Source organism: Colwellia polaris, assembly GCF_002104515.1.
Taxonomy (GTDB): Bacteria; Pseudomonadota; Gammaproteobacteria; order Enterobacterales; family Alteromonadaceae; genus Cognaticolwellia; species Cognaticolwellia polaris.
Genome location: NZ_NBOE01000009.1, coordinates 122,766 through 134,953, shown reverse-complemented (window position 1 = coordinate 134,953; position 12,188 = coordinate 122,766). Strand labels below are relative to the sequence as shown.

Annotated in this window: 9 protein-coding genes; 3 read left to right on the top strand and 6 right to left on the bottom strand. The window is 39.1% G+C overall.

Translation table 11 applies throughout. The features are described 5' to 3' along the window. Positions 1-41: 41 nt before the first annotated feature. Positions 42-401, top strand: coding sequence for a DUF3718 domain-containing protein (locus B6A32_RS14245; protein WP_101685966.1), 360 nt, complete (start codon positions 42-44; stop codon positions 399-401). Between the two features lie 202 nt (positions 402-603). Next, a complete protein-coding gene (locus tag B6A32_RS14240) occupies positions 604-1,755 on the top strand; it encodes a patatin-like phospholipase family protein (RefSeq protein WP_085305222.1) in 1,152 nt (383 codons plus the stop codon). Between the two features lie 85 nt (positions 1,756-1,840). On the opposite strand, the gene B6A32_RS14235 is transcribed toward B6A32_RS14240, so the two are convergent. Further along, positions 1,841-3,808 carry a monovalent cation:proton antiporter family protein gene (locus B6A32_RS14235; protein ID WP_085305220.1) on the bottom strand — a complete coding sequence of 656 codons (1,968 nt, stop codon included), beginning with the start codon at positions 3,806-3,808 and terminating at the stop codon, positions 1,841-1,843. Positions 3,809-4,116: 308 nt separating this feature from the next. On the opposite strand from B6A32_RS14235, the gene B6A32_RS14230 reads away from it, so the two are divergent. Further along, the gene (locus B6A32_RS14230) at positions 4,117-5,013 is read left to right on the top strand and encodes a GGDEF domain-containing protein (RefSeq protein ID WP_085305218.1); all 897 of its coding nucleotides are present in this window, start codon (positions 4,117-4,119) and stop codon (positions 5,011-5,013) included. Between the two features lie 197 nt (positions 5,014-5,210). Here B6A32_RS14230 and B6A32_RS14225 read toward each other — a convergent pair whose 3' ends face one another. The 5 genes from B6A32_RS14225 to B6A32_RS14205 form a co-directional block, all read right to left on the bottom strand. Next, the gene (locus B6A32_RS14225) at positions 5,211-5,849 is read right to left on the bottom strand and encodes a hypothetical protein (RefSeq protein ID WP_085305216.1); all 639 of its coding nucleotides are present in this window, start codon (positions 5,847-5,849) and stop codon (positions 5,211-5,213) included. A gap of 40 nt (positions 5,850-5,889) precedes the next feature. After that, complete coding sequence (locus B6A32_RS14220) at positions 5,890-7,230, bottom strand: DEAD/DEAH box helicase (RefSeq protein WP_085305214.1); 1,341 nt, start codon at positions 7,228-7,230, stop codon at positions 5,890-5,892. Between the two features lie 126 nt (positions 7,231-7,356). Further along, positions 7,357-8,763 (bottom strand): alanine/glycine:cation symporter family protein, encoded by a 1,407-nt coding sequence (locus B6A32_RS14215; protein ID WP_085305289.1) that lies wholly within the window; start codon positions 8,761-8,763, stop codon positions 7,357-7,359. 287 nt (positions 8,764-9,050) lie between these two features. Further along, the gene (gene pntB / locus B6A32_RS14210; RefSeq protein ID WP_085305212.1) at positions 9,051-10,454 is read right to left on the bottom strand and encodes a Re/Si-specific NAD(P)(+) transhydrogenase subunit beta; all 1,404 of its coding nucleotides are present in this window, start codon (positions 10,452-10,454) and stop codon (positions 9,051-9,053) included. Between the two features lie 11 nt (positions 10,455-10,465). Beyond that, a complete protein-coding gene (locus B6A32_RS14205) occupies positions 10,466-12,004 on the bottom strand; it encodes a Re/Si-specific NAD(P)(+) transhydrogenase subunit alpha (RefSeq protein WP_085305210.1) in 1,539 nt (512 codons plus the stop codon). Positions 12,005-12,188 lie beyond the last annotated feature (184 nt).

Genomic DNA, 12,188 nt, shown 5'->3' with positions numbered 1-12,188 from the left:
TCTTTTACTAACTCTAATTAATTATTAAAAAGGTTATTAAAATGAAAAAATTATTACTAGTTACAACCATTACAGCTTTAACGATGACGTCTATTATTTCTGCCCCGAAAGCGCAAGCTGCTAACATTGCACAAAGTGTATGTGAGTATGTTGCTGCTGACGACAAAAAGCGTATGCGCTCATTCTTAAAGACGAATAAATTAAAAATTCGCAATATTTTTACTGGTATTCAGTGTAATGGCCAAAACTTGTTAGAATTCGCTGCTAATAAAGGTTCAGTTAAAACGGGTTCTTTGATGATTAGTAAATTACCAAAGAAAACAGTTACAGCTAACCTGGCACTTATTCAAAATGGATCGCAACCATTAATCGACGCTGCAAACGAACGCGTTAGCAGCTAGAAATTTATTTTCTGATAGACGTTAGACTGCTCAAAGTTGTATGTTTTATTAGTTAATAATTCTTGTGTCATTAAAAAGGCCAGCATTAGCTGGCCTTTTTTTCATCTACCAATCCTCAAATATTAATTACCGCTAGCAACACTAATGAAAACTGATTAAAATCACCTCAATGCTTTTTTCCTCAATAAAATCGGTTTCCTGAATGTCCAACAAACGCAGCTATATTGACAGTAATAATGCCTTAGTTTTAACCGGAGGCGGTGCGCGAGCTGCTTATCAAGTAGGTGTATTGTCTGCCATAGCTAAATTTATGCCACGAAACCATGGTGTGCCCTTTCCAATTATTTGTGGTACTTCTGCTGGTGCTATCAATTCAACCGCATTAGCTTGCTATGCTTCATGTTTTCAATTGGCGGTTAAAAAGTTGGAATGGGTTTGGAAGAACTTGGACCCATGCAGAATTTACCATACGGATCCGTTTCGTGTGTATAGCCACATTATTGGTGGTTTTTTAGGAGGCTTTCAGGCTGACTATGCAAATAAAAATGCCCGCAGCTTATTAAACAATGCCCCACTTAGGCAACTATTAGAGAACGTAGTAGATTTTAACCGCATCGACACAAATATTAGGCGCCGTTACCTTTCGGCGGTATCTGTAACAGCATCAAGCTATACAAGCGGCGACTCTATTAGCTTTTTTCAATCTGAAGATTCCATTTCACCTTGGTTTAGATCTAAACGACGTGGCGAACCAACACAATTAAACAGCCAACATTTAATGGCATCTGCCGCCATTCCGCTGGTATTTCCCTCTGAAAAAGTAAGAAGACACCATTTAGGTGATGGCTCAGTGCATCAATTGTCGCCATTAAGCCCTGCTATTCATTTGGGCGCTGAAAAAATATTTATCGTTGGTGTAGAACAACCAAAAGAGCCTTTGCATGCACAAGAGAATAACCCTCACCCACCAACAACAGCGGCAATAGCGGGTCACTTACTAGATTCAATATTTTCAGATACCTTGCAAAGTGATATAGAGCGAATGGAGCGCGTAAATCATACCTTATCTTTAATTCCAGATGAAAATAAAAAGAAAACATCAGGTTTAAAGAATATTGAATCTTATGTAATAAACCCAAGCCATAACTTCAACAGAATTGCCGTAAAGTATTACGATAAGCTACCGATGTCGATTCGCTTATTATTACGCGGCATTGGTATAAGCAATGATGCAGAATCAAGCTTACTTAGCTATTTATTATTTGAGAAAACCTATTGCAAAGAGTTAATCAACCTAGGCTTTAATGATGCACTAGAGCAAGAAACTCAAATACGAGAGTTTCTTAATATTTAGTTTTGTTTGAATAATAATTACCCAATATTTCACTAAGTAAAATACATTTTTAATTTAAATATTGGGTATGATATCCCATTTATATTTAATGCCCTTCTTGCACAAAACGTTCTGCGCGCTCTACCCTTCTAGGCTTACCCCTTACAATTAAAGTGTCTTGTGGTAAAAGCACGGTCTCTACGTCAGGCTCTTCGCTTTCAATATTGTTACGTCTAAGCGCTATAACAAACACGAGACGTTCATCTAATTTTAACGCACTAATCGTTTTACCTACGGCGAAAGAGTCGTCAGTCAATATAATTGCATGAGCAAATTCGATGCGGTCAATCTTGTCGGGGCTCAGATCGGTATGCTCGCCTTGAAAGAAACCATGTAAGTGGTTGTAATGGTTCTTACGCTCTTTTTGAACGCGGCGCACAATGCGAGAAAAAGGTATGCCTGATAACGACAACACTTGTGAAACTAACATTAAGCTACCTTCTAAGCTCTCTGGTACTACCTCGTTTGCTCCTGCAGCATGTAATTCATCTAATTGATCGTCGTTTCGAGTGCGAACTAAAATAGGTACGTTTGGCGCTAATGAACGCACCTTTTGAATAACGTCGAGTGACTGTTTGTCTTCGCCAAAGGCAATAACCACCAGTTTAGCTTTTGATAATTTCGCTGCATGTAATAGCTCTGCTTGTCGAGATGAGCCAAAAAGCACGTTTTCACCAGCTTCTCGCGCTTTTGTTGTTCGCAATGGGTCAATATCTATGGCAACAAAATCAATTGATTCTTGTTTTAAGAAGCGACTGACTGTTTGTCCAATTCGGCCAAAGCCACAGATAATAACGTGATCATGCAAAGAGGTATTTTGTGGCAACTCTTCTAACGCTTGAGTATCGATTTGCTTTTCTTTATTGAGCCATAGTGCCCATTTTCTGGCGTTGCTGATCATATATGGCGTTATTGCCATACTTAATACACCTGTGCCTAATAAAATTGAAGCTGTAGTAGCAGATAGCACTTCTACTTGACTCGCTAAAGCAATTAATACAAAACCAAACTCTCCCATTTGTGCCAACATAATACCGGCCGCCCAAGCATCTTTTGAAGATTCTCCAGCCCGTTTAGCCAGCAGTACAACAACAGCTACTTTAACCAACATAAAACAAATTAATAACGAAATAATTATAAAAGGTGACGAGAAAACCACACCAATATTGAGTTTCATGCCAACGGTTACAAAAAACAAACCCAATAGAATATCACGATAAGGTCTAATGTCGGCTTCAAGTTGATGTTTATATTGGCTTTCACCTAGCATCATACCGGCTAAAAATGCGCCTAAGGCCATTGAAAGACCAAACCACTGTGTTAACGCTGAGGCAACAAGTGTTACGAGTAAGGTGGTTAATACAAACAATTCGTCGGTTCTTACTTGCGCCACTAAATTAAATAATCTTGGTAGTAACCATTTACCGGCTAATAATAATAGTGAAACAACAAACACGCCTTTAACTAAGGCAAATAACAGCGCCATAATAAAAGATGAGTCGCCACCCTGTGCTAATAACGGAATTACAATTAATAAAGGTACAACAGCTACATCTTGAAATAACAATACGGCGACAGAAAGTTGCCCTGATTTTTTCTTCATGCCGCCACTTTCACTTAACTGCCTTATTACGATAGCCGTTGAAGAGAGCGCTAAAATGCCACCTATGGTGATTGCCGCTGCAAAGCTTTGGCCAAAAAACATCGCGACAACCATAAATAGCACAAGTGAAATTATAACTTGCAAGCTACCTACTGTTACTACTAAGTGTCGCATGGCGAGTAGTTTGGGTAATGAAAACTCAAGCCCGAGGGTAAATAACAAAAACACGATGCCAAGTTCTGCGAAATGGTCGTAATCTACATGCTCATGCGCTAAAGCTAAGCCATGCTCACCCACCAAAACGCCTGCAACGAGGTAAGCTAAAATGGCTGGCAATTGTAAGCGACGAAATAACCACACTATCAGTACAGCACTAGACAATATGGCGAGTAATTCAAGATGACTTGTCACGTATATTCCTTACAAAACGATGAATAAATAAAGGCAGATTTTTGAGCTTTGTTGAAAAATATTTTTAATATCAGTGTAGCCTTCTAGCCCCCCTTTTGTCTAAGTTATTTCTATTTTATTTAGGAAAAAACACATAAAAACGTAGACTTAAGGTATTCAAATATAATTACTTCCCAGTTATTCGAACATCGAATTTCAGTGTTTTCTATTTAAATTAGTAAAATCTGTGGTTTTCTTATGATTTAGGTACGGTTATTGCTTTAGTTAGCTCAGAAAGTTTAAACGTCAAAATTAGCTGGGAAAAATTTATGCGAACAGTCAATGTTGTTAATCACCCTAACTCAAAATTTAATGCTTTCACTTTGTTTCAACATAGTGAACAACAAAGCCAACGTAATTTGGCTTTGCTTGAGCAATTACAAACTACATTAGATGTAAACGAGCTGATCAACATATTTGCAATTGAGGCTGCTAAGTACCTTGATTTTACTGGCTTATACTTTAAACATGCAGATGTAAGCGCTACAGCAAGAGGTAGTCGACAAGCAAAATCTGAGCGACAATTTGAATTGAAACTTAACGGTCAATTCTTTGGCATTATTACTTATGCTGTGAATATGCCGATTAGTATTGCAAACTTTAAAGTATTAACTGAACTGCATGATTTGTTGATTAATCCATTAAACAATGCCGTTCAATTCCATCAAGCTATGCAGTTAGCCATGCAAGACAGTTTAACCAAACTTGGAAATCGACGAAGTTTTGACGAACAAATAAAACGCACTATGGCTCAAGCGAGTCGTCGACATGCGCGAGCGGGACTCATTTTGTGTGATCTTAACAAGTTTAAGGCTATAAATGACACTTTTGGTCACGACATAGGCGACAATGTATTAATACAATTTGCCAAAGCATTACGTAAAAGCGTGCGAGATACAGATTCGGTATTTCGTTTTGGTGGTGACGAATTTGCGATAATAGTAGCGGATGCTTCAGAGCAATCCTTAGCGGTTATAGAACATCGGGTTTATTTAGCAATGTCGAAAGATGCTTTGCTAGCAAAGTATAATGTTACCAGTAGCTTAGGCTTAGCTTTTATGAACAGAGCTGACAATGCTAGCAGCTTCTTTAAGCGCGCAGATAAAGCATTATATTCTCAGAAGATGAGTACGCCACATAAGTTGAGTATTGTTTCTCAAAGTTAATTTGATTTGACTTAATTGGCGATAAGTAAAAAAGATAGGGCTATATTGAACAGTAATAAAAAGTGCTAAATATAATTTCAGCAGAACGTTATCAACCGAATAAGCTAACTAAACTAACACCCGTTAGTGTGATTTAAAAAACCCTAGTTAGCTCATGTCTAAGGTTTGTTGAACTTAAACCTTATGGCTTACTCTATTTAATTGAATTCACGCAAAGCCTTTGATTTTTCATTGGGTGTTGCCCCAACATACAAGCGGCAAAACCTTACCGCTTTTGCAAATTGTTGCAGACCAATTTTTGCCAGTACTCGGCGAAGAAAATCACTATCTAATGAAAAGTTAAGGCTGTAGTGTTCAATTGCTTGGTCGATATTTGGGTAGCTTACCCCGTCAAAACAAAACTCTCGGTCCACATCTTCATTAATGATCTCAACGCCGTTAAGCACTAATGGCCAGCCTCGAAAGTTAACTCGGTCTTTTGCAACTTGGTACATAAACCAAGCGCTTTTTTGAAAGCCGGCAAAACTGCCGCCTTCAAAGCCAGAATTTGCTAATTCTTCTTCTGTCCAATTTAATCCAATGGCTAAGTCTTTGCGGTATTTTTTAATTAAGTAAGTTTTAACACTTTGCTCTACTTGCCAAATTGAACGCACTGTCGCTTTGTTGGCGGCACGAGAGCACTCTAAACAACTGGGTATAGTGAGTACTTCATGCGGACAATCAAAAATTAAATGTGCTGAATGTGGAAAAGTAAAAGAGTGTCCTGCTGGCTCTGAACAGAACCAACAGTGATGTCTAAAGTTAAAAGGAACATCGATGTAGCTTTCATCAAACATAAATAACCTAAATAACCTAAGCGCTTATATTCGAGAAAATCTATTTACGTTTTTTATTAACGGTTTTGCTTGCCGGTTTATTCTTCTTATTAGCTTTTGCTCTACGTTGTGCTGCAGGTGTTGCATCCGCTTTTTTACGGGCAATTAATTGATTTTTTTCTTGCGTAGCTTTATAACGACTTTTCTTTAAAGGGGCATCTTCTTTAGCATCGTAATGCGCTGGCAAAGGTCGACTTAATTCGTAACCTGGCACTACAATTCGCTCAAACTTACGCTCAATTAAGGCCTCAATGTTATCAAGAAACTGCTCATCTTTCGGGCTTACTAATGAAATAGCTGTGCCTGTTTTGCCAGCTCGGCCTGTACGGCCAATACGATGAACGTAATCTTCAGCAAGAAAAGGTAAATGAAAGTTAACCACGTAAGGTAAGTCAGCAATGTCGAGTCCGCGTGCTGCAACATCAGTTGCCACTAATACACGGACGCTGCCGTCAACAAATTGCTCAAGCGCTTTATTACGTGCGCCTTGGGTTTTATCACCGTGACATAAGGCAGTTTTTATACCGTCTAGTTTTAGCTCTTTTGCTAAAATATTGGCACTTTCTTTAGTGCCAGCAAACACCAGTACTTGTTGCCAGTTATTTACACCAATTAACTCAGACAATAGCTCTGCTTTACGAGTTTCAGACACCCAATAAACAGATTGCTTTACTTTACCTGAAGTAGAGTTTTGACGTGCAACTTCAATAGTTTTAGGTGTTTTAAGCACTTTTTTAGCTAAAGTTTTTACTTTGTTTGAAAAAGTAGCAGAGAACATTAAGGTTTGATGCTTTGCTTTGATCATCGCTGCTATGCGCTCAATATCGTTATAAAAGCCCATATCTAACATGCGATCAGCTTCGTCTAGCACTAAAAACTGTACTTGCGATAAATCTAAGTTACGTTGTTCAAGGTGCTCAATTAAGCGACCTGGGGTTGCCACTAAAACATCCACACCACTCTTTAACATTTTGGTTTGTGGCGGCATATTTACACCACCAAAAATAACACCTGAGCGTAATGGCAAAAATTCACTGTAGGCTTTAACGTTTTTTTCAACTTGTGCTGCTAGCTCACGCGTTGGTGTTAAAATTAGCGCTTTAATAGTAGTTGTGGTGTCAAAACCATCGGCGTTAGGTCTAACTTTATTGGCTAAGCTATCTAAAATAGGCAAAGTAAAAGCCGCTGTTTTACCGGTACCTGTTTGAGCACTTGCTAAAACATCAACACCGGTACGAATAACAGGAATAGCTATTTGTTGAATCGGGGTTAAATTTTTATACCCGCAGGCTTTAACCGCTTTTAGTAAGTTAGCCGATAAACCTATTGAATCCACACTCATTACATCACCATTTCTGTATTATCGTAAACAACGCACTTACCTAAAAGTAGCACGCCAAAATATTAAGGCGCGCATTATAGCAGCTTTGTCAGTAGTTGCTTGTATTAAATATTAGCTGTTTAACGTCTACTTCTTAAGCCAAATGCCTTTGGTTAAATTGAGACGTTGTTCTTCGGCTGTATCTGGCTCGTAAGTTGGCAGTAAGCCTTTATCATGTTGGTTATGATAATCTTTAGTTATTTTAACCACCACTTTTGAAAGCATGAATAAAGCAGTAACGTTAAAAATAGTCATTAAACCCGTTGATAAATCAGCTAAGGCGATGACCTCAGGTAATGTTGCTACAGAGCCAAACACTAGCATCAATAAAAAGCCTGTTCGTAAAAACCAGCGCCCTGCTAAGTTGTCCATGTTTAAGTATTTTAAATTATTATCAGCATAGGCGTAATTTGCCACGATAGAAGTGAATGCAAATAATAAAATAGCGATAGTAATAAAGTCACTGCCCCAAGCTCCTACTTGATAAGCAAGCGCTTGTTGAGTTAATTGGATCCCTTGTGCTTCTCCGCCAGTATCTTTAAAAAGTAAAATCAAAATAGCGGTACAAGAACAAATAACGATAGTGTCGAAAAATACCGCTAGCATTTGCATATAACCTTGCGAAACCGGATGTGGCGGAAAAGGCTCTGCCGCTGCTGCTGCATTAGGTGCGCTACCCATACCTGCTTCATTAGAATACAAGCCGCGTTTAACACCTTGTACAATGGCTGCGCCAACTAAACCACTACCGGCTTCTTTTAATCCTAGAGCAGACGCGAAAATATCACTGATAACCATTGGCACCCTTTCGATATTTATCCAAATTACCGCAAAGCAAACTAACAAATAAAGTAAGCCCATAAACGGCACGGTTAATTCAGCAAAACGGGCAATATTTTTTAAACCACCGAAAATAATGAAGCCGGCAAGTAAGGTAATAATAATGCCAGTATAAAGAGGGTCAAATCCGTAGGAGCCATTAAAAGCACTGGTGATAGAGTTTGCTTGAACTGCACTAAAAACAAAGCCATAACCAAAAAATAAGCACAGCGAAAATGTGATCGCTAGTTTTCTATTTTTTAAGCCTTTACTCATATAATATGCTGGACCACCACGAAAGTTGCCTTTGCTGTCACGCTCTTTATAGAGTTGACCTAAACTACTTTCGGCAAATGCCGTTGCCATGCCTACTAGGGCAATTAGCCACATCCAAAATACTGCACCCGCACCACCTAACGAAATAGCAACAGCCACGCCCATTAAGTTACCCGTACCCACGCGCGCAGCTAATGAAGTACAAAGTGCCTGGAAAGAAGATATACCTTGGCTTGAACTTTTACGGCTGGTTTTTAAAATGGTAAACATATGAAAAAAGCGTCTGATCTGTAGGCCTTTCAAGCGAAAAGTAAACCAGATACCACAGGCACTAAGGAGATAAATTAAAATACTGCCCCATAAATAACCATTAATAGTTCCTACCCACAATTCAATGATACTGGGCTCAATTACACTGGGTTCTACCACGTTACTCTCCGATGGGTTAACTGCTTATAGTTTTATGCTCAACACCTTAACAAAATTAGCGATGTTATATATAATTTTTTTCAATTGTTCAAAGAAAAATAGCGAACAAAATCAATAACAATTTGTAGCACTTAACGTTATCACTGCCCATTAGGACTATAGCGTTAGGCATAAAAAAGCCGACAATATTTGTCGGCTCTTTAACGTTCACTTTTAAAACTGGTCTTGCAGAAGGCTAACTAAACTAAGTTGAAGAACTATAAGGCTTTAAATATTTCTTCAACCGAGTCTTTTGCATCACCAAATAACATTTGTGTATTGTCTTTAAAAAACAATGGGTTTTGTACGCCAGCATAACCTGTGCTCATTGAACGTTTAAATACAATTACGTTTTTAGCCTGCCAAACTTCTAACACGGGCATACCTGCAATAGGACTCGTTGGGTCTTCAGCTGCGGCGGGGTTTACGGTATCGTTTGCGCCGATAACCAATACAACATCGGTTTCAGCAAAGTCGTCGTTGATTTCTTCCATACCTAAAACTATGTCGTAAGGCACTTTGGCTTCAGCGAGTAACACATTCATATGCCCTGGTAAGCGCCCTGCGACCGGATGAATAGCAAAACGAACTTCAACGCCTTTATCTTTAAGCGCTTGCGTTAATTTATAAACAGGGTATTGCGCTTGTGCTACAGCCATACCGTAGCCTGGCGTAATAATAACCGACTTAGCACCTTTTAGCATATCAGCAACCGCTTCAGCCTTAATTTCAACATGATCGCCGTAATCTGTGTCGGTATCGATAACAACATTAGTACCAAAACCACCAGCAATTACGCTAATAAAAGAGCGGTTCATCGCTTTACACATAATATAAGAAAGAATGGCGCCCGATGAACCGACCAATGCACCAGTCACTATCAGTAAATCATTGTTTAGCATAAAACCAGCTGCAGCCGCTGCCCAACCAGAATAAGAGTTAAGCATAGATACAACCACTGGCATATCGGCACCACCAATTGATGCAACTAAGTGCCAACCGAAAGCAAAAGCAATAAGTGCCATAATGTATAAAATACTGTCGCCACCGCCCTGCTTAACAAAGATAACCAGTAAGATAAATGCAATTACACCCGCGGCTAAATTTAAGTTGTGACGGTGAGGCAACATTAAGGCTGCTGAGTTAATTACACCACGTAATTTACCAAAGGCAACAATGGAGCCTGTAAAGGTTACCGCGCCAATAAATACACCAAGAAAAACTTCAACTAAATGAATATTAACCGCCATAAGCTCGCTTTTAGTGAACAAAGCGCCCATTGAATGATCCATTTCAAAGTAGCTATTAAAGCCTACCAATACAGCAGCCAAACCAACAAAGCTGTGCAATATGGCCACTAGCTCTGGCATTTGGGTCATTTCTACCTGCTTGGCTAGCCTTAAACCAATAACAGCTCCAATAACCATAGTAACTAAAATAATCCAAACGTTGTCTACACGTGGATCAGCAATCGTAGCAATTAGCGCTATTGCCATACCAACAATGCCATACCAATTGCCTGTTTCGGCCGTTTGTTGCTTGCTTAAACCCGCTAAGCTGAAAATAAATAATAACGCGGCAACAATATATGCTGCACTAATAAAACCTTGAGAAAATTCCATTACAGTGTCCCTTATTTTCTAAACATTTTTAACATACGTTTAGTGACAACAAAGCCACCAACAATGTTGATCGTGGCAATAAGTATTGCGACACCAGCAAGTAATTGAATTAACACACTACTATTGCCTACCTGTAAAATTGCGCCAACAATAATAATGCCTGAAATGGCATTAGTTACGCTCATCAATGGAGTGTGCAGCGAGTGGCTAACATTCCAAACTACGTTGTAGCCAATAACACAGGCTAAAACAAACACAGTAAAGTGCGAGAGAAAATCAGCTGGAGCAACACTTGCCACCCAACCAAACAGTAAAGCCCCTGCAGCCATCATGCCGTATTTTTTAGCCGGATTCATTGGCTCTTCAGGTTTAACTTCTGCTGTTTTAACCGGTGCTGCTTTCGGTTTAGCGGGTGCTGCACTTACCTGAATTGGGGGTGGTGGAAAAGTAATTTCGTTTTGATTAACTACGGTCATATTGCGAATAACCACATCGTCAAAATCAATATTTATCGTACCGTTTTTTTCTTTGCACAGTAGTTTCGCCAAACTGACTAAATTATTAGCATAGAGTTGTGATGATTGATTAGGTAATCGAGAGACTAAATCTGTGTAACCTATGATTTTTACGCCATTGGCATTAACGACTTTGCCTGCTTCTGTTAATTCACAGTTACCGCCACCTGCAGCCGCTAAATCAACAACAATACTGCCGGTTTTCATCGATTCAACCATGGCCGTTGTTATAAGCTTAGGCGCTGGTTTTCCAGGGATCATCGCGGTGGTTATAATAATATCAACATCTTTAGCTTGTTCAGCAAATAATGCCATTTCAGCATCAATAAAGGCTTTGCTCATTTCTTTGGCATAACCATCACCCGAGCCAGTGTCTTCAGGCTCTTCGTAGTCAAGCTCTAAAAACTCAGCGCCCATACTTTCAATTTGTTCTTTTACTTCAGGGCGAGTATCAAACGCGCGAACAATCGCCCCTAAGCTACTTGCCGTGCCAATTGCGGCTAAGCCTGCAACACCAGCACCAATAATCATAACTTTTGCTGGTGGCATTTTACCTGCCGCCGTTATTTGCCCCGTTAAAAAGCGACCAAAATGATGGGTTGCTTCAATAACAGCGCGATAGCCAGCAATGTTAGCCATAGAACTTAATGCATCCATAGATTGGCTGCGGGTCATTCTTGGCACCATTTCCATGGCTAAAGAGGTAATGGATTTTTCTTTTAATGCTTGCAAAATATCATCATTTTGAGCTGGTGCAATAAAGCCGATGAGATAGGCACCGTCTTTCATTAGTGCTATTTCTTCAAGTGTTGGAGGGTTAACTTTAAAGATGATATCGGATAGCCAAACATTTTTTTTCGTTGTAACACTTGCTCCTGCATCAATAAACTCTTGATCCGTGAAACTTGCTTTCGTACCACAACCTTTTTGTATTTGTACTTCAAAACCAAGTTTGAGCAGTGAAGTTACCGCTGTTGGCGCACTTGCCACACGGTTTTCTCCTGACAATGCTTCTTTGGGTATACCAATAATCATAAATCACCTTTATTTCATCTCAACCCTTTACTAAACAGCACACGCGTAGACATAATTGTGTTAACTGTAGGTAAGAGTTTGATTCGACTGAACGTTAAAAATTATTATTATTACTAATTAGAATGACTAACTAGATTAATGTTTTACCATTAAATGTATGATTTTCATACATCAAGCTTGGTTA

Bases quoted from the DNA above. Each gene is read 5' to 3' on its own strand.
- B6A32_RS14205 (WP_085305210.1), bottom strand. From the start codon at position 12,004: ATGATTATTGGTATACCCAAAGAAGCATTGTCAGGAGAAAACCGTGTG.
- B6A32_RS14245 (WP_101685966.1), top strand. From the start codon at position 42: ATGAAAAAATTATTACTAGTTACAACCATTACAGCTTTAACGATGACG.
- B6A32_RS14220 (WP_085305214.1), bottom strand. From the start codon at position 7,230: ATGAGTGTGGATTCAATAGGTTTATCGGCTAACTTACTAAAAGCGGTT.
- pntB (WP_085305212.1), bottom strand. From the start codon at position 10,454: ATGGAATTTTCTCAAGGTTTTATTAGTGCAGCATATATTGTTGCCGCG.
- B6A32_RS14240 (WP_085305222.1), top strand. From the start codon at position 604: ATGTCCAACAAACGCAGCTATATTGACAGTAATAATGCCTTAGTTTTA.
- B6A32_RS14230 (WP_085305218.1), top strand. From the start codon at position 4,117: ATGCGAACAGTCAATGTTGTTAATCACCCTAACTCAAAATTTAATGCT.
- B6A32_RS14225 (WP_085305216.1), bottom strand. From the start codon at position 5,849: ATGTTTGATGAAAGCTACATCGATGTTCCTTTTAACTTTAGACATCAC.